The organism is Streptomyces sp. NPDC012888, from assembly GCF_042900645.1.
Taxonomy (GTDB): domain Bacteria; phylum Actinomycetota; class Actinomycetes; order Streptomycetales; family Streptomycetaceae; genus Streptomyces.
Window position 1 is genome coordinate 1 of record NZ_JBIBBM010000012.1, and the last position, 17,081, is coordinate 17,081.

The window sequence follows — 17,081 nt, forward strand, 5'->3', positions numbered from 1 at the left end:
ACCCATGACAGCCACCCACCACCGTCCTAGCCACCTCATAGCAGCAGCCTGGTCACCCCACGACAGCCAAGACCACCGGCCCGAAACAACCCGTGTCACGAAACCCCGAGCCACACAAGGTCCTCAACACGACGAACCCCCGCACACCCGCTCACACCCAACCGCTACCACCACCCCACCCACTCACATCACCGCGCCGGACCGGTGGTCGGACGAACACGCGGTGCGTGAACGGCTCGCGCAGTGACGGGACAGCCCTTAGGGCCGGGAACATGACTGGCGAACGGCCCGCAGAGCTGGAGCAGCTCGGGATCCTGTGGGACACCGCCGACGCCGCCTTCACAGAGAACCTCGCCGCCGCGCGGGCCTACTACGAGCCGCACCCGGATCCTGGCCGCACCCCGGCACGCCACCGCACTGGACAAGCCGGTCGGACAGTGGCTGACCAACATCCGCCGGCCTGGAGGACTCAGCAAAGACCCCGCACGCGCCCAGCCGCGGGGCCGCCGCCAGCGATCCGGGCTGGAACCCCGGCGCGCTCGGCTGGACGGTCGACTGGCAACGCCAACGCGCCGGGGCTGCAGGCCCTCCTGGCGGCGGGTGCGCGCCTGGCGCACGTCGTGCCGGGGTGACGTGGCACGGCGAGGACATCGGCCGATGGCTGGCCGCACAACGCCGCGACTTCCACCGGCTGAGCACCGAGCAGCAGCGCCGCTTGGCCAAGCTCGGCGTGAAGCCGGCGCGGGCCGTACACGCCACCCGGCTGACGTCGGGGTCCAACGTCAGGGTGCGTTGATCCCGAGGTTCTGGTGGGTGGTGTTCGTTGCGCCGGGGCTGAGCAGGTTGTTGTTGGTGTTGATGTTGTTGAACAGCGTGACGACCCCGCTGAGGTTGACGGGCAGGATGGAGCCGCCGTCTCCGTCTCCGTCTCCGTTGGGGCAGCCTGTGCCGGTGATGGTCGTCGTGTCGCTCGCTGAGATCGAGATGTTCTCCGCCGGCTCGTCGACGGTGACCTCGTTGGTGATGGGCCCACAGGGAGCGTTAGCGGCGATGTCCACGGTGGCGTTGATCGTCAGGGTCGAACTGGCGGGGAAGGTGTAACTGCAGGCGAACCCCGGGTCCTGCAGGAAGCAGCTTGGGCCCTGCGGATCCACTGGGTTTGTTGAGGAAGTGAAACCGCTCAAGGTGAGCCCTTCCGGGAGGATGTCCACGATGCTCACCGAATCCGTGGTCGCCGTACCGGTGTTGGTGATCACGATGTGGTAGACCCCCTGCCCGCCTCGCATAAAGATCCCCTCGTGAGACTTCGTCACCTGGAGTTCCGCGACGGCGTACGCGGGGGTGGCCCCCGTGGCGATCGGCAGGGCGATGCTCAGCGCGAGGACGGTCCCGAGCGCGGACATCCCTCGCCTCAGCTTGTGCATGAACATAGTCGTTCTTCTCCTGTCGGGTGGTTCGAGAGGCACTCCTGGCACTACAGCAACGCCTTGCGCGCGGCGTGATCACGGGGTGGGACAATCGCTTCACCCGTTCGCTCCGGCACCAGAGGCGTCTACGAGACCGTCCCCTGACGTGGCACTGATCCAGGCCCTGAGGCCGATCCTCACCAACCCCGCGTTCCCCGACACGAGGCCGAGGTGCACCAGGCCGAACGGTCATAGATGCCTTGCCCCCGCTGGTAGCTGACGTCTGCCCAAGCCAGTTCGAAATGGCACGTGCTTCGCGTGGAGCGCGGTCCGTCTGCCCGTCTGCCCGTCACAGATCGCCTCCCGGAGGCCTCTCAGGGATCCGGATGGACAGCCCGCCTGCCCGTGCCGGCATACAGCCCAGGTTCCAGTTCCTGGTCGTGGTGGCCGAGGACGAGCAGCTGCGGGCGGGCCGGGGTACCCGCAATCGCGCCGATGATCGCTTTGGTGGTGTCCCGCCGGCGGATCTTGGTCCACCCGCGGTACGAGGGGCGTTGGCGGCTGGTCAGGGGCTTGATCACGATGCCTCCCCCCTTGCGACCCTCCACGCCCGTCGAGCGGACCTGCGCCGAGATTTCGCGCTGGCTCGGGCCCGGATCGCCGACCTCAAGGGTGCCCTCGCGGAGAACGACGAATTTAGCGACCAGGCCAACGAACAGCGCGCCCGCCTTACCTCCCTCGGTCTCCTCCGGCAGGACTCAGAAGCCGGGGATCTCGACCACTGCCCCGTCTGCGACAGCACCATTCCCTCGGCGAACGACACTATTGCCAGCCTCACACGGGACCTCGCCCTCCTCGACGGCGACCTCGGGGTCATCCGAAACGACACACCCGCTATCCGCCGGCTCATCGCCGACCAGGAAGACCGCCTGCAAGAGCTCCGGTCAGAACTTGCCCGCAACCAGGAGCAGGTTCAAGAACTCACCACGGGCCTGCGCACGACCCAGCAGGAGCCCGACGACCTGCGCCGGGCCGCCATCGTCCAGGGACGCATCAGCCTCTACGTCGACACGATCGCCCAGCAGGCCGCGGCGCCTCGTGTCCTGGACCGCCGTGACGAACTGCGCGACCAAATCGCGGGGCTGGAGGAACAGCTCAGCGGGAGCACCCAGGACGAGCGTCTTGCCAGCTTCCTCTCCCTGATTAACCAAGACATCAGGGAGAAGGCCAGAAGACTGGACCTGGACTTCGCGGCCTCGCCCATCCGGCTCGACCTCAACCGGCTCACGGTTATCGCCGACACCACCGACGGACCTGTCCAGCTCAAGGACATGGGGAGTGCCGAGAATCATCTGGGCTACCACGTTTCCACTCTGCTCAGCCTCCATGAGTGGTTCACCAGGCACCAGAGCCCGGTTCCCCGCGTTTTGGTCCTCGACCAACCGTCGCAGGTGTACTTCCCAGTAGAACCGACCGGCGAGGAAGGCCTGCAGACCAACGACCGCACGCATCTGCTGAACACGTACGAGGCCATTCACCGCACGTTGCAGCAACTCGCCGGCAAGATGCAGGTCATCGTCATGGAAGACGCCGACCTCGACGACCCAGCTTTCAGCCAGAACGTTGTCGAGCGCTGGCGGTACGGCAACGACTCAGGACGCGTGCCCTCGACCTGGATGGAGCCAGATACCCCAGAGAGCTGATCACCACCTCGCCCGCCGACGCCGCGGCGGCGGCGGCGGTCATGAAGTGAATTAAGTGACCGCTGACACGGTGTTCTCGCGAAAGATCTGAATCCCCACCGCTGGACCAGTGCACATACCCGGGCACGCGAACCTACGTCAGGGCGCACGCGATCGGGCGTAGTCTGCCATCGGTTCCCTTCCTGAGCCCTCCAAGATTCGGCGAACCCGTCGGATTCCGGTCAGCGGCGAGTCGATGATCAAGGCGCACATCATGGACGGCGACACGGTCGCCGTCAGGGTGCAGCCGGACGCCGAGAACGGTGAGAGCGTCGCCGCCATGATCGACGGCGAGGCGACGGTCAAACGTCTCAGGCGGGAGGGCTCGACGGTGTGGCTCATGCCGGAGAACGACTCCTTCGAGCCGATCAGCGGCGAAACGGCGTCCATCCTCGGCAAGGTCGTGGCGGTCATGCGCAGCGTGTGAGCGACGCCGGCCGGGGATGTCGGCACGACGGCGGCCGTGACCGCTGTGGTTGATCGTTTTGAGATGGGGGGAAGCATGGGTGGCTCTGTACGCGAGAACGGTCAGCGTTTTGACACCGGTTTGGGAGGCAGCTGAGGGCCAGCCTCGGGTGCGAATGTTCACGAGTTATGGCAGCACCGGAGCCGCCGGTCATTTGCAGCAGTCGCACCCGGGACGGCAACCACAAGCGCCGGCCTCAGCCACCGATGTGGTCGCAACGGCGGCGGGGGCCGCGCAGCAGCCCTTGCCCTGCCAGGCGTCGCGGCCTTCCTTGACCGCGATCGCGGCGATGACGAGGGCGGCGATGGGGTCGGCCCAGGACCAGCCGAGGGTGGCGTTGAGGGCCAGGCCGACCAGGAGAACGGCGGACAGGTAGGTGCACAGCAAGGTCTGCTTGGAGTCGGCGACGGCGCTGGCGGAGCCGAGTTCGCGGCCTGCCTTGCGTTGGGCGGCGGACAGGAAGGGCATCACGGCCAGGGACAGGGCGGCGATGGCGATGCCGGGGATGGAGCGTTCAGCCTCGCCGGTGCCGGCCAGGGCACGGGCGGCGTCGATGCTGACATAGGCGGCGAGCGCGAAGAACGACACCGCGATGATCCGCAGGGTGGTCTTCTCTCGTGCCTCGCGCTCCGCGTGGTCGCGGGCGGAGAATTGCCACGCGACCGCGGCGGCGGAGGAGACCTCGATGACGGAGTCCAGGCCGAAGCCGATCAGCGCGGTGGAGGAGGCGATCGTCCCGGCGGTGATCGCGACGATCGCCTCGATGACGTTGTAGGTGATGGTCGCCGCGACCAGCAGTCGTATCCGGCGGGCCAGTGCGTCCCGGCGGGCCGGGGCCGGGCCTATGCCGATGGGTATCTCGGCGGTCATCTCAGCAGCAGCCCTTCTCGTCCGCGTCCACACAGGTCTTGTCGGCCTCGACGGCGACCACAGCGGTACGCAGGTCGTCCAGCGCGTGGCCGAGGCGTTCGTCGGCGAGCTCGTAGCGGGTGCGGCGGCCGACCGGTACCGCGACGACCAGGCCGCAGTCGCGCAGGCACGCCAGGTGATTCGACAGCCGGGTCCGGGAGATCTCCAACGTGTCGGCGAGGTCGGCGGGGTGGGCCGGAGCCTCGCGCAGGGCGAGGAGGATCCGGCAGCGGATCGGGTCGGCGAGCGCGCGGCCGAACCGCGCCAGCACCTCGATGTCAGCAGCGAGAGTCAGCACACCACCGACAGTACAGGAAGTCCTGAATCCATAAGACTCTGAACTCTTGATCCCCGTAGCAATCACGCTGGGTCGGTGCCGACCGTTCTCGTGTACATCGCCCCCGACCAGAAACGGATGCCGCTCACACTGGCGTACATCTGCCGTCGCTACTCGCGTACATAGCCAGGCCAGTAAGCACCGCAGGGCCTCCCGGCCGATCCGAACGGGCCTGGCCATGTGATCGACCAGTTTGCGGACCGACCAGCGGGTGAAGGGCTTGCCCAGCACGGTCGGGCGGGTCGTGGCCGTCTACATGGGGTGTCCTCGTCCGCCTGGACCAGCCGCGCGATCACCGGGACCGTGCTGCCGCCGGCCGAGGCCAGCAGCATCATCGCCCGCCGGAACCGCACCGAGCTCGTGCTGCCCCGCCGAATGATCTGCTGGAGCTTCTGCCCCTCCTGCTCCGTCAGCCTCCGGACCCTGACCGGTGGTGCCACCCCGCCTCCCCTAGTGGTAGGAAGCGGCATCGCCTCCAACCAGCACAACGAGCAAACCCGGTGAACCTATGCGGTCACAGAACTAGACATGCAGTTCTCTTCCTTCCTGAGGTCGAGCGCAGCGGCGGCGGCCGGGCTTCTTAGCGGGAATCGGCCGCCGCTCGCGTTTTTGCAGTTGTCAGCCGGCAAGTGCCCGGGTGTAGCGGCACCGCTCGCGCAGGTCATCGGTCCCGCCCGACAAGTAGCAGTCCGTGCATGCAGGGTCCAGAGCACCAGCAGCCGTCACCTGACGCTTGCCGGGAACCTGGCGGGAGCGCTTTCGGCTCGTGTGCCGAGGCAGCTCCTTGATCCGCTTCGTCAGCACCGAGGGGAAGCTGTGGATCGGAGGACCACTCTGATCGGTCAGCTTCGCAACGAGCTCGTCATCGAGAGCCCACCCCTGAGCCTCGATCGCCTCAGCGAGCAAAGGCGCGGGTCCTGCAGGAACTCGTAGGCCTCCGCGACAGCCTCAGCCGAGGGCCCGTTGTCGACGGAGTCGACACCCACCTCCCTCTCCCGCGCCGCAGGCGCCTGACGATACTCCTGTGACAAGGGGGGGGTAGGGGGAGGCGGTTTCCCCTCCGGGGGGTGGGGGGGTGACACCCAACTTCCCGGAACCGGGAAAGTGGCTCGTTGGGAGACCAGAACTGACGAACTCCCAAGTAGCTTGTTGGTGAACCCGCCTCGGAATGCGCCAGTTCTACAGCGGTGAGATTCTGGTGATACGGGACCGCACACCGATACCCGATATCTGCTAGGCCTCATCATGAAACTCGGACACGTCATAGCGGCTGCGGTGTTGTTGACCCCCATACCATGTGCGGGCATGACGACTCCTGCTGCCGCATCTTCCTCACACACTGTCGTCGTCAGCGGATGGATGCGCGTAACCGACAATGGAACCTTCTTTTCAATCCCCCCAAATCAAAGGCACATCGTAAATTTCACTATCCCAACGAAGACACTCACCCTTACGCATACAAGGCCCAGCCTTCGCATAACTCACAGAGTCTGTGCAGCAGGGGAGACCACGGGAAAGCTGACCATCCAACTGGTACTTCAGCCCTCCCAAAGGATCGACGCACTCGCGGAGCTAAAACTGTATGAAGAGTCGACCTGCGAGAACCTCGACCTTGACGACACGGACTGGGCCTCGACAAGCGTCAACCCAGGGCAAACAAGACAGATCGACACGCTCTGGGTAACCAACGCACAGGAAGTCCAGTCGTGGGACAGTGCCGAAGCGTCCGTGACCGTAGCCCAGAAACCCGTGCCGCCCCCGTTGATTGACCTGTGGCAGGAGCACTGCCGGACCAACCGCGAAGCCTGCCGGATCACCCCCAGGCCGTAGCCGGTGGTACTGCCCCCGGGAACCGGGCACCGAGCCTGGCCCGCGCACGCCATAGGCACGGGCTGGTCCTGTTTCTAGCCGCGCTGCGGTGGCCGACCACTCAGTAGTGTGCGAAGCCGGCTATCCGGGCGGCTTCCTCACCGGGACATGCTGGCGGGCGGCGCGGCGCAGTGTGCGTGGAGCGCACGATATGCGTACCTGGAGCGCACCGGGCTCCGCTACCGGTGGCCGGCCCGGCCCCGCACGGGCGTCACTCTCGGGATGCGCCGGAATTGCCCCGGTGGGACCGTAACGGTAGGGGCGGTATCAGTGCACGCCCGCACCAAGTTCGCAGTGCCATGGCGAGGGGGGAGAAGCACGAGGTGTGAGATGAAGCTGCGATATGCCGCGGGGGCTGCGGTGCTGCTGACCCCCGTCCTGTTCGTGGGCATGACGGAGCCCGCTGCTGCGCGTAACACTCACACGATGTGGATTCGGGGAGTGCTCAATGTGCGGGACGCCGGCGGGGAGGTGACCGGAGGCAGTTTCAGCCAAGCGGTCGACCTCACGCATGACGCCACGAGCGGTACCTTCCGCTTCTCCCGCTGCGCGGGCGGGGAGACCACGGGCGTCCTCGTCCTCACGTTCTACCTCCGCCGCGACGAGACCGTCACTCCCAACGGCACGCTGTCCCTGTACGAAGGGACGCGGTGCGACGACCCCGACAGAGAGGGAACGATACGGGTCTCGGAAAGGCCAATTCTCCTGGGCAAAGTCCGGAGCGAGGAGCTGGTCGTGAGGAACCGTGAGTTCCTGTCGGATGATTCGACGTCGGCGGAATTCTCGATCACGCACAGGGTAGCCGCAGTGGACGTCGGGCGGCCGACCGAGGCCTCGAACGTCGTCGCCACGGCGGTCCCTGTCGGCGACGAAAAGACCGTCCGAGTGGACTGGGAAGACGACGCCAACAACGAGACGGGTTACGAGGTCCGCAACACCACCCTCAACCAGAACTTCGGCGTGGGTGCCAATACCAAGACCTTCTCGGTTCCCCACCTCGACCCGAAGGTCAGGTACTGCTTCCAGGTCCGAGCAGTGGGCAACCAGGGCCCATCCGACTGGACCCCCGTGGGCGAGAAGGCGGAGTGCGCGTGAGGCGCTCGGCGCGGCACCGCCTGACTCGGGGGTCGAGGAACATCAGAACGAAAACCGGCTCTAAGAGGTCCTAACACAATGAGGTAGTCACCAGCAGGCGACGCACTGGGTGAGGTCTTCCGACAGGACAAGGATGAATCGCCTCTGCGACCCAGTGACGGTCGCCATGTAGACCCGAGCTGTTCCTGCGGCCTGGAGTCCGGTGATGGCTTCGGCAAGTCCGGGCCGGGGTGTGACGCCCGTTTCGAGCATGACTTCGTGCCGCCAGGACCAGATGTCCCAGAGCTGTCGAGCAGAAGCCGTTTGGTTCAGGAAGACCTGGAAGTCCGCGCCTGCCTCCAGCTCGGCCAGGGCTGCGCGTGCTGAGATGCTGCCGTCCTGGGACAGTGCGAATTGCAGGGCGTCGCGGTTCATGCGATCAGTTTGCCGGGCCGGCCAAGGACAGCACCTGGCGGTGGGTGATCAGGCAGCACGCGAGTTTGAGGAAGGCTTCGTGGATGTCGGCTCGACGTTCCCAGCGGACACGAAGTCGTTTGAAGCCGTGGAGCCAGGCGAAGGTGCGCTCGACCACCCATCGGTAGGCGCCCAGGCCGCTCCCATGCGCTGTGCCGCGGCGGGCGATGACGGGGAGGATCCGACGGGCCCGGACCTGGTCGCGGTAGATGTCGTGGTCGTAGCCGCGGTCCGCGAAGACCGACTGAGGCTTGTGGCGAGGCCGCCCGGGCCTGCCGCGGACTGGTGGGACGGCATCGAGCAGGGGCATGAGCTGGGTGACATCGTTGCGGTTGCCGCCCGTGAGGATGACGGCGAGCGGGGTGCCGTGTCCGTCGGTGATCAGGTGGTGCTCGGAGCCGGCCCGTCCCCGGTCAACTGGCGACGGGCCTGTCTGGAGCCCCCTTTTAGCGCTCTGACGTGGCTGGAGTCGACAACCGCCCGCGACCAGTCGAGCCGGGCCGCCGCGTTCAGCTCGGCCAGCAACACCTCGTGCAGCTGCTGCCAGACCCCTGCCTCGTTCCAGTCCCGCAGTCGACGCCAGCACGTCATGCCGGACCCGAAGCCGAGCTCCTGGGGCAGGTGTTCCCACTGAATGCCGGTATGCAGTACGAACAGGATCCCGCACAGCACCTGCCGGTCCGGGACCGGCTTGCGACCCGGGTACCTGAACCGTCTCTCCCGCTTCGGTAGAAGCGGCTCAATCCGCTGCCACAGGTCATCCGACACGATCCACGGCGAAGCCCCCATGACACGGACAACGCCGAACCCGCAGACCGGACACGGCCACCAGGGCCGATCCATCTCATTGTGTTAGGCGCTCTAAGACGTCGTTTCTTATGACGTGATCATTCGCTGATCCGTGCATGACGGATTTGGTTGAGCGGTTGGTGCCGGACGAGTTGTGGGTGCTGTTCAGGCGGGTGGTGCCGCCGACGGTGGTGATACGTCCGCAGGGCGGTGGCCGACGCCGGGCGGGAGACCGTGAAGCTCTGGCGGCGATCATCTTCGTGGCGACTTCGGGCTGCACATGGCGGCAACTGCCGCCGGTGTTCGGCCCCGCCTGGCCCACGGTCTACCGCCGGTTCGCCCAGTGGAGCCGGGACCGGGTCTGGGGCGAGGCTCTATCGCGTGGTCCTCGACGAACTCGGAGGGCGGGGCGAGCTGGACTGGTCGCGGTGCGCGATCGACTCCGTCAGCCTGCGGGCCCCAAAAGGGGGCCACTGACGGGACCGAATCCGACCGACCGCGGCAAGCTGGGATCGAAAATCCACCTGATCACCGACCGGAACGGACTGCCTCTGTCCCTGGGCATCTCCGGCGCGAACCTGCACGACAGCCAGGGCCTGGAACCTCTCGTCCGCGGCATCCCACCGATCCGGTCCCGCCGCGGCCCACGCCGCCGGCGCCCGGCGAAGCTGCATGCCGATAAGGGCTACGACTACGAGCAACTGCGACGATGGCTCCGTCGCCGAGGTATCCGCCACCGCTCGCCCGCAAGGGCGTCGAGTCCTCACAGCGGCTGGGCCGGCATCGCTGGGTGGTCGAGAGAACCGTATCCTGGCTGGCCGGCTGCCGAAGGCTCCACCGCCGTTACGAACGCAAGGCCGAACACTTCCTCGCCTTCGTCGGCATAGCCGAGACCCTGATCTCCTATCGCCGATTGGTGGGGCCGCTCACGGTCTGAGCCGGTCCTGCTGCACGTCGAAGCAGACCAGCCCCATGGACGCCGCCACGGCCGCCGCGTAGGCCGATGCCTCCTCGGCCATGCTCCAACGCATGGGGAAGTAGATCAGCGGGCCGCTGGCCTCACCGATCAACGGGCCGGTTGACCAGGGCGAAGTGTCCTCCTCGTCCTCGGTGAGGTCACACCACCGCTCAAGCAGCGCAGCCACATAAGCCCGCGATGCGTTCGGATGGAGGCTCTTCCGCCTCGCCGTCGATGTAGCGGTCGTACGACTCGTTGAAGACTCGGCCGGCGGTCTTGTCGTCCGCCGGCCTCTCGCCTTCCCAGACAGCAAGGTCGTAGCTCATGTCAGGACACTCTCACGTCGCTCTGACAGCCATAAGCAACGACGTCTAACGCCTGCGGTCATTCGCCGCACGCTGCTTTGTAGCCGGCGGCGTCGAGAAGATCGAGACCGTCGAGTGCGTTCCTGTCGGAGGGCTCCAGTCGGAAGAGCCAGGCGGCGTAGGGTTCCGAGTTGAGCAGCCTAGGGAGGGATTCGAGCTTGGTATTGACCTCGACGACCTTGCCTCCGACCGGGGCGTAGATGTCCGTTGCCCCCTCCGTTGACTCGATTTGGCTGACCGTCTCGCCTGCGGCGACCACCACCCCAGCCTGGGGGAGTTCGACGAAAACACTGTCGCCGAGAGCGTTCTGGGCGTGGTGGCTGATGCCGACGGTCACGGTGCCGTCAGCCTCCAGACGGACCCACTCGTGGGACCGGGTGAATCGCAGATCTGCCGGAACTTGAGACATATCGTCCTCTGTGGGTTGTGATGGTCGCACGGAGCAGGGGCCCTGCGGGCCGCGTTCGCGGCCGTCAACGCTCTGCGAACGGGGCCACTCCCATCCTGTACCTCCACTTCCCCCTAGCGTTGGATCACCGCGCCCGGCTCACCCCGGGCCGGGTTGAACTCGACGACGGTGCGGAAGAGGTTCCATCAGACGGTCCCGCTCTGCCTCGTCCACCGCCAGGCCCCAGCGGAGCATTGTCGCGGTCCACTCCGCGCCGTACCGGCACAGGGCCTCCGGCGCTGGCGGCAGCCACTCGGCCGGGTCCTGGTCGGACTTGGAGCGGTTCGAGCGGGCCGTCACCGCCACCAAGCTGGCGGCCTGGCCCTGATCGTTCGCGTACGCCTCCCGCCGTGCCGGCGTCCACGCCGAGGCCCCAGCTGGCGGGGAGCGTCATTCGAAACATGCGGCATTCCTGTCCGGCTCCAGCGGTTGCGAGGTTCGAGCCGGTGGTCTGTTCATGCGGCCAAGGCTGGCAAGGGTGCGCTCCCTGCGGCTGCAATGCGCGTCAGGGGTGGTAAGCCGCCTCATCCCCGCTTCAGGTAGCCGTCTGGAGGGCAGCCGGCGTCAGGGTCCTTCGTGGGGCACATGCTCGGGTCCTCTGCATCGCCGAAGTGCCCGTAGAGGTAGACCCACACGGTGCACGTCGGATCCCCGTCGAAGGACAACTGAAGTTCATGACCACGTGTACGACGAGGTGCGTGATGTACGTGTGCCGCAGGCAGTGCAGGTCCAGCTCGCCCGGCAGCCCGGCGCGCTCGCGCACCGCGGCGAACACCTCGTCCAGGCGCCGCACCCCGATCCGGCCACACCGCTCCGTCACCCACAACGCCGAATGCCGCCCCGGAGAGAAACCGGGCCTCACCTCGGCCACTCCACGATGAGGGGGACGATCCACTCGACCTCCGGGACCGTCAGCACCATCCGCCGCTTCGGTGGGCTCCCGCGGGACGCCTTCCCGAACCGCACCTCCACTGCACCGACCCGCCCATACTGCGGCGCCCGCGGGTTCCGCCGCAGGTCGGCCAGATCCAGCATCGCCGTTTCCCGGCGCCGCGTCCCATAGGCATAGACCTGCTTGAGGAGGATCGCGTCCCGCCACGCCGCCAGCACCCCCTTGCGCCGCTTCCGGCGGGTCTCCTCGACCCGATCGTCAGCGGCGTCGAAGAACGCGTCTGGAGCTCGTCGAACGTCAGCGCCCGCCGCCCGGGCCGGCCCTCGTCCGGCTGCGACGGACCAACCGCGGCCTCGCCGAACAGCTCGAACTCGCCATCGCCGCCATCCAACGCCTGAGCATCGACAACAGCGTCCTGCGCGCCGCCCTTCACGATGCCCGCGCTGTTACTCCGCTGCCTCGCCGTCCCCGATGACCCGGCTCCTCCCCTCGCCCGTGTCAGTTCGGCGGGCTGTCATCATGCTCGGATGGCCCACGACATAGTCTTCTTCCTCGCCGCCGACGACGAGACTGCTGCTGCCACGCGCCTGCGGGGACCTGGGGAGGCCATTGAGTCAGTGACCTGCCGTTTCATTGAGCCGGACACCGCCATCGCCGAATGGGACATGTACTTCGAGGCGCCTTCGGCCGGGGCCCCGCTTCCTGAGCAGATCTATGCGTGGCGGCCGTGGCCGGAGTGGGTCACTGCACCCTTGAACGATGGCGTTGAGGTGTTCGCTCTGCCGCAGCGGTTGACCCAGGCGCTGGCAAACGCGACCTCGGCCGAACTGGAAGAGCTGGCTGGCCGTTGGACCACGCGGCTCCGGTCTGAGGACGGGGACGACATGACCGACGATGATCTACTGGCGGTCCTGCAGGGAGTTGCCCGCCTTGCGGCGTCCGCGGTGAACACAGGTGGCGGCCTCTTCGGCTGGAGCCTCTGAGCGTCCCGGCGCGGGGGACGCTCGTTCTTGACACTGCTGCATGCCAGGAGCTCGGTCCCGGTGGCGTCGAAGTACAGGGTGAACAACCAAGATCGATCTGCTGCAACGATGCTGCCGGTTCGCAGGTGCTCGTCGCCGTCCCGAGCGCCGAGAATTTCAACGGACTCGTCGAGGCCGAGGGTCGTCAGGCCGATCTTCAACGACCGCCTCAGCCTTGTCGCAGCGATGCCAAGGACCATCCACATTGGCGGTTGTCCGTCGTAGAGCATGACCTCGCCGCTGGCGGCGATGGCGTCGCGCGCTGCCTTACAGGCACTGGCCTGGTCTTTGAGCATCACAGTGATGTCTGGCGGACTTGGGCTCTCGTCCTCGGTGGCCATGTGGCGACTGTAGAGACCGAATGCAGGCGTTGCCACAGGATTCGGCGTGACCTGCGCAGGACTCAAAGACAGAGGCAGTCGTGACAGGTAGAACTGTGGACGGGCAACAGGGTGGTCAATCGGTCAACACCCAACCCTGGCTACAAGATGCCCTCGACGCCGGACACGTCCGTCCACGACTCCAGCCACTCCTGGGCCTTGAGCGCCTTTCAGGTTGCCGCGCGAGGAGGCGGGCTGCAGGGCCCTGTGGGGCGCTCAGGGAGGCGTACAGAGGCTAGAACGGGGCTACTGCGGCCTGCTGGTGGTCGGCTGTGGGCCATGAGCCCACGGGGCGCGCGGCCCTGGCGGCCAGGTCGGCGGCCTCGGCCCCCCGGCTCGCCGTGCCCGCGCCATGTCGCCCTCGCGGCGGAGTGGGCTGCTTCGTAGCCCGATCGGGTGAACGGCGCGTTCCAGTCCACTCTGGTCCCCCATGATCCACTTAGGCTTGTTGTGCAACGCAACTAATCGTCACTCATTGACAGTTGGAGCGAGCCACCATGGGGTACCTGCGCAAGAAGAGCTTCCTGATCTTCTCGGACGAGAACGCGCCCACAGAGGTGACGACACTGGATCCGCAAGAGGTCGCGAAGATCGAGGCGGCGCACCAGGAGGGGAAGCAGGGGCGCATCGAGGAGCTGATCCTGAACACGCTGGCCCCCTCCTCTCGCGAGCTGATGGAGCGAAGCGCCAAGATCACCAAGATGGAGCGTTGGGTCGAGCCCGAGAACTTCTTCGGCTCGGAGGAGGAACGACAGCAGCAGCTGAAGGTCCTGGAGGAGCTTCGCACGCAGCAGGCGGCCGCAGAGGAGGCCCGCAGGCTGACGGTCGCCGGTCCCGAAGGGGATCGCCTGCGACGGATCGTCCAGCGTGTCCAGGGGGCCAGCGGTATCGAGGACCAGCTCAAAGAGTTCATCCGGACCGACCCCGAGACCAGCGGGCAAGAGAACCAGCACATGCGCAACTTCGCCTGGAAGGTTTTCGAGATCGACACCTCCAAGCCGGACTTCCCCGACACCCGGTACATCCCTTCCCGCTCCTCGCAGTCCACGGTGCGGTTCAAGGACGACTGGCGCATCGGGGTCAACGTGATGGGGCGCACCACCAAGCAGGTGGACGGCAAAGAGGTCCTCAGGACCGAGACCGAGATCCTCCAGGACCAGAACCCGACCCTGTGGGTGAAGGTCGCTGACGGCGCGTGGTCCAAGGACGGCAACTGGGGCGGCTACCTGCAGGTCACCTGCGCCACCGACGAGGGCAAGTGGATCGACTCCAGCAGCGGCTGGGTGACCACTGTCGCCTCCAAGGTCGACCCGGTGGCCTTCTATGACATGGGCAACTACTACGAGATCTGGCAGAACAACCGCGAAACCGGCCGCCCCATGATTGTCGAGGACGGCTGCCTGCGCTTCGTAGAAGGCGCAACCCCCGGCAAGTTCAACCTCCAGGACTCCACCTGGGACTGACCGGCCCCCACCCCGAAACGCCCCGGCCGGCCTCGGCCGGGGCGTCCGCAGTATAAATGGGGATGTTCCCAACGTGGAGACTAGATATCTTCGGAATGGTCGAGTGGGCTACTGGGAACCCGATAAGCACTCCGTCGTAATCGAAGATGGCGATGGCGGAACGGTATTCACTCCAAAGGGTTGGAAGGCCTCGGTACCTCCCTGGCCGTCGGCGACGTCGACGGCGACGGGCGGCAGGAACGGTGACGACGCTGCCCTCGGACGGCAGCGGGATCGGCACGACCGGGGCACGCCTGATCGGCCCGGCCGACGTCGGCATCTCCACCACCCCGTACGACCCGGCCTTCGGCTGGGACCTCTTCGGCTGAAGCACCCGCCGCACCGCCGCCGGGAAACTACTGGCCGCACCATCGTCGCCCGCGCGGCCGACATGCTCGAATGCCTGGTGCAGTCGGTCGAGGACCGGGAGCAGGGCTACTGCCTCACCCAGAACTGGATCGACACCAGCCTCGCCTCGCTCAAGGCGCCATCTGCGAAGGCTCTCGCGGACGCCGCGCTGAGCATGGACTTCCTCCAGTGGCAGAAGAGCTTCCTGACCTGATGACGGACCGGACCACGCCGACGCTGACGGCGGCCGGAGAACTCCCTCCGCGACGCGGCCCCCGGCGGGCGTGGCCTGCCCTGGGGTGGCAGCACGACCCGGGCGGAACCCGTGGTCAGCCGCGTACGACAAAGCCCCGGGGAGGAAGCCCAGCCCGACCATGCCGAAGACGGCGCCCATGCCGACAAAGAACCACCAGAAGGCGGTTCTGTCAGCCGGTAGGTTCGACTGCGGATCTCGACGAGTGACCCGTGGGCCGGGCGGCGGGCCGTTCGTCCGGCACCGTCGTCAGGTGCCGGACGAGCGGTGCCGGACCGCCGGGGTCAGCGGAGGGCGGCGAAGGCCTTCGTGAACGCCAGCGGCTGCTGGAGGATGGAACTGCAGGTCGGGTCGGCGTGGTTGACCGCCCCCGCCGCGCACTGGCGGTCGCGGGTCGCGGACCACATCGCGAGGCGGCCGATTCCCTTCGACCGTGCGAAGTCCACGAGCTGGCCGGCGTCGGAGACGGTGAAGACCTCGCTCGTCACGTCGTTCACGCCGATCATCGGGGTGACGGCGACCGTCTTCCACGCGGCCGCGTCGGAGAGCCCGAGCACCCCCTTGATCTGCGCCTGGGTGGCGGTCGCCGCTTCGATCGCGTACTGGCCCATGTCCCCGCTGTACGCGGGGCCGTAGTCCATCGCCATGATGTTGACGCCGTCCACCCGTACGCCCGCCTGCTTCGCGCCGGCCAGCAGCGCCACGCCCGGTTGCGTCAGGCCCTCCGGCATCACCGGGAGGGTGAACGCCACGTCCAGGCCCGGGTGCGACTTCTGCAGCCGCGCGATCGCCTGCGCGCGGCGGTCGTTGGCGGCGGTGTCGGGAAGGGCCGCACCCTCGATGTCGAAGTCGACCTTGGTCAGCCGGTAGTGGTCGACGACCTTGCCGTACGCGGCGGCCAGTTCGTCGGCGGTCGCGCAGTTGAGGGCGAGTTCGCGCCCGGCGGCGCCCCCGAAGGAGACCCGTACGTCGCCGCCCTGCGCGCGCAGGGCGCCGATCTGGGCGGCGACCTTGTCGCTCGCGAGGTCGGTGACCCCGCCCCACATCGGGGTGCAGCCGCCGCCGGCGGTGATGAAGGCGAGATGGAACTCCTTCACCCCGGTCTTCGCCGCGGTGTCGAGCAGGTCGTACGCCGGGTGGAGGGAGGTGTCCACGTAGGGGGCGAAGCGCGCCCCGCCGGGCGGGGTGCCGGTGGTCGGCCGGGGCGGGGTCGCGGTCGGCGAGGCGCTCCCGGTGGGTCCGGTGGTCGGCCGGGTGGTGGGTGTCGCGCTCACGGTGGGCTTCGCCGTCGGCGTCGGGGCGGTGGTGGGCGGGGCGGTCGGCCCCTGGTCCAAGGAGCACTTCACGCCGTTGATGCGGCACGCCGTCGGGTTTCCTGGGGTACCGGCGCCGCTCGTCACGAAACCGACGGTGACGGATGCGCCGGCGGCGATCCTGCGGTTCCACGCGGCGGGCTTCACCGTGACGTGCCGGCCGTCGGCGGTGTGGGTGCCGTTCCACAGGGAGTCGATGCGCACTCCGGCGGGCAGGTCGAACTGGAGCGTCCAGTCGGACTGTTCCTGCCCGGTGTGGTTGGTGATGACGTACTGGCCGGTGTAACCGCCGGCCCAGGAGCTCGCCTTCGTGTAGACGGCGCCGACCGCGGCGGCTTCCGCGGTGCCCGTGAAGGCGAAGGCGGTGCCACCGATCAGCATCGCCAGCGCGACGCCTCCGACCGCCCTGGTCTTCGTACCCGCCCTGCGCCGGTGCCCGTTCGTGCTGCCCATCGCGTGCCTGCCTCTGGTTACTGGTGGGTTGGACGAGGCAGCACGCTAGCCGCACCGGAAGGGGCAAAAGTTCGATTCAGG

Annotated in this window: 18 protein-coding genes and 4 pseudogenes; 12 read left to right on the forward strand and 10 right to left on the reverse strand. The window is 67.3% G+C overall.

The annotated features are described in order from the left end of the window. The first annotated feature begins 628 nt into the window (after positions 1-628). Complete coding sequence (locus tag ACFY61_RS21170; protein WP_389474046.1) at positions 629-796, forward strand: hypothetical protein; 168 nt, start codon at positions 629-631, stop codon at positions 794-796. Here the strand turns inward: ACFY61_RS21170 and ACFY61_RS21175 are convergent. After that, complete coding sequence (locus ACFY61_RS21175) at positions 783-1,430, reverse strand: hypothetical protein (RefSeq protein ID WP_389474048.1); 648 nt, start codon at positions 1,428-1,430, stop codon at positions 783-785. The genes ACFY61_RS21170 and ACFY61_RS21175 overlap by 14 nt on opposite strands. Before the next feature lie 362 nt (positions 1,431-1,792). On the opposite strand from ACFY61_RS21175, the gene ACFY61_RS21180 reads away from it, so the two are divergent. Next, positions 1,793-3,109 (forward strand): DUF3732 domain-containing protein, encoded by a 1,317-nt coding sequence (locus tag ACFY61_RS21180; RefSeq protein ID WP_389474050.1) that lies wholly within the window; start codon positions 1,793-1,795, stop codon positions 3,107-3,109. 214 nt (positions 3,110-3,323) lie between these two features. Next, the gene (locus ACFY61_RS21185) at positions 3,324-3,575 is read left to right on the forward strand and encodes a LexA family protein (RefSeq protein ID WP_389474350.1); all 252 of its coding nucleotides are present in this window, start codon (positions 3,324-3,326) and stop codon (positions 3,573-3,575) included. A 189-nt stretch (positions 3,576-3,764) separates the two neighbouring features. Here ACFY61_RS21185 and ACFY61_RS21190 read toward each other — a convergent pair whose 3' ends face one another. The 3 genes and pseudogenes from ACFY61_RS21190 to ACFY61_RS21200 all read right to left on the reverse strand — a co-directional run. Then, a complete protein-coding gene (locus tag ACFY61_RS21190; protein ID WP_389474052.1) occupies positions 3,765-4,484 on the reverse strand; it encodes a cation transporter in 720 nt (239 codons plus the stop codon). 1 nt (position 4,485) lies between these two features. Continuing rightward, the gene (locus ACFY61_RS21195) at positions 4,486-4,821 is read right to left on the reverse strand and encodes a helix-turn-helix transcriptional regulator (protein WP_086747225.1); all 336 of its coding nucleotides are present in this window, start codon (positions 4,819-4,821) and stop codon (positions 4,486-4,488) included. 168 nt (positions 4,822-4,989) lie between these two features. Then, positions 4,990-5,213 (reverse strand): annotated as a pseudogene (locus tag ACFY61_RS21200) (IS630 family transposase); the annotation flags it as partial. Between ACFY61_RS21200 and ACFY61_RS21205 the strand changes: the two are divergent. Together ACFY61_RS21205 and ACFY61_RS21210 are read left to right on the forward strand one after the other, a co-directional pair. Beyond that, positions 5,122-5,364, forward strand: a complete 243-nt coding sequence (locus tag ACFY61_RS21205) for a hypothetical protein (protein ID WP_389474370.1) — start codon at positions 5,122-5,124, stop codon at positions 5,362-5,364. The pseudogene ACFY61_RS21200 and the gene ACFY61_RS21205 sit on opposite strands and share 92 nt — an antisense overlap. 1,695 nt (positions 5,365-7,059) lie before the next feature. Continuing rightward, the gene (locus ACFY61_RS21210) at positions 7,060-7,824 is read left to right on the forward strand and encodes a fibronectin type III domain-containing protein (RefSeq protein ID WP_389474054.1); all 765 of its coding nucleotides are present in this window, start codon (positions 7,060-7,062) and stop codon (positions 7,822-7,824) included. Positions 7,825-7,911: 87 nt separating this feature from the next. Here ACFY61_RS21210 and ACFY61_RS21215 read toward each other — a convergent pair whose 3' ends face one another. Both ACFY61_RS21215 and ACFY61_RS21220 read right to left on the reverse strand, forming a co-directional pair. Then, entirely contained in the window at positions 7,912-8,238 is a 327-nt protein-coding gene (locus ACFY61_RS21215; RefSeq protein WP_389474056.1) for a hypothetical protein, read from the reverse strand. A 4-nt stretch (positions 8,239-8,242) separates the two neighbouring features. Further along, positions 8,243-9,066 (reverse strand): IS5 family transposase gene (locus tag ACFY61_RS21220; RefSeq protein ID WP_389474351.1). Its coding sequence is split into 2 segments (ribosomal slippage): positions 8,243-8,740 and positions 8,743-9,066, totalling 822 coding nucleotides; the frame shifts between segments, so codons are not numbered across the junction. 116 nt (positions 9,067-9,182) lie between these two features. Between ACFY61_RS21220 and ACFY61_RS21225 the strand changes: the two are divergent. Then, a pseudogene (locus tag ACFY61_RS21225) lies at positions 9,183-9,767 on the forward strand (IS5 family transposase); the annotation flags it as partial. An 8-nt stretch (positions 9,768-9,775) separates the two neighbouring features. After that, positions 9,776-10,003 (forward strand): transposase, encoded by a 228-nt coding sequence (locus ACFY61_RS21230; RefSeq protein ID WP_389474058.1) that lies wholly within the window; start codon positions 9,776-9,778, stop codon positions 10,001-10,003. Here the strand turns inward: ACFY61_RS21230 and ACFY61_RS21235 are convergent. From ACFY61_RS21235 to ACFY61_RS21245, 3 genes and pseudogenes are all read right to left on the reverse strand, one after another. Then, positions 9,993-10,350: pseudogene (locus ACFY61_RS21235) on the reverse strand (hypothetical protein). The gene ACFY61_RS21230 and the pseudogene ACFY61_RS21235 sit on opposite strands and share 11 nt — an antisense overlap. 58 nt (positions 10,351-10,408) lie before the next feature. After that, complete coding sequence (gene gcvH, locus ACFY61_RS21240; protein WP_389474060.1) at positions 10,409-10,798, reverse strand: glycine cleavage system protein GcvH; 390 nt, start codon at positions 10,796-10,798, stop codon at positions 10,409-10,411. Between the two features lie 138 nt (positions 10,799-10,936). Further along, positions 10,937-11,215 (reverse strand): annotated as a pseudogene (locus ACFY61_RS21245) (hypothetical protein); the annotation flags it as partial. Between the two features lie 1,041 nt (positions 11,216-12,256). Here ACFY61_RS21245 and ACFY61_RS21250 point away from each other — a divergent pair. The 5 genes from ACFY61_RS21250 to ACFY61_RS21270 all read left to right on the forward strand — a co-directional run bounded on the left by ACFY61_RS21250 (position 12,257) and on the right by ACFY61_RS21270 (position 15,195). Beyond that, the gene (locus ACFY61_RS21250) at positions 12,257-12,712 is read left to right on the forward strand and encodes a hypothetical protein (RefSeq protein WP_389474062.1); all 456 of its coding nucleotides are present in this window, start codon (positions 12,257-12,259) and stop codon (positions 12,710-12,712) included. Positions 12,713-13,628: 916 nt separating this feature from the next. Continuing rightward, positions 13,629-14,594, forward strand: a complete 966-nt coding sequence (locus ACFY61_RS21255; RefSeq protein ID WP_389474063.1) for a hypothetical protein — start codon at positions 13,629-13,631, stop codon at positions 14,592-14,594. A gap of 180 nt (positions 14,595-14,774) precedes the next feature. Beyond that, positions 14,775-14,840 (forward strand): hypothetical protein, encoded by a 66-nt coding sequence (locus tag ACFY61_RS21260; protein WP_389474353.1) that lies wholly within the window; start codon positions 14,775-14,777, stop codon positions 14,838-14,840. Beyond that, positions 14,837-14,962 carry a hypothetical protein gene (locus tag ACFY61_RS21265; RefSeq protein ID WP_389474065.1) on the forward strand — a complete coding sequence of 42 codons (126 nt, stop codon included), beginning with the start codon at positions 14,837-14,839 and terminating at the stop codon, positions 14,960-14,962. The genes ACFY61_RS21260 and ACFY61_RS21265 overlap by 4 nt, the downstream gene beginning before the upstream one ends. Positions 14,963-15,024: 62 nt before the next feature. Then, positions 15,025-15,195, forward strand: coding sequence for a hypothetical protein (locus ACFY61_RS21270; protein WP_389474066.1), 171 nt, complete (start codon positions 15,025-15,027; stop codon positions 15,193-15,195). Positions 15,196-15,518: 323 nt separating this feature from the next. Here ACFY61_RS21270 and ACFY61_RS21275 read toward each other — a convergent pair whose 3' ends face one another. After that, on the reverse strand, positions 15,519-17,000 hold the full coding sequence (locus ACFY61_RS21275; RefSeq protein ID WP_389474068.1) for a cellulose binding domain-containing protein: 1,482 nt from the start codon (positions 16,998-17,000) through the stop codon (positions 15,519-15,521). Positions 17,001-17,081: the final 81 nt, after the last annotated feature.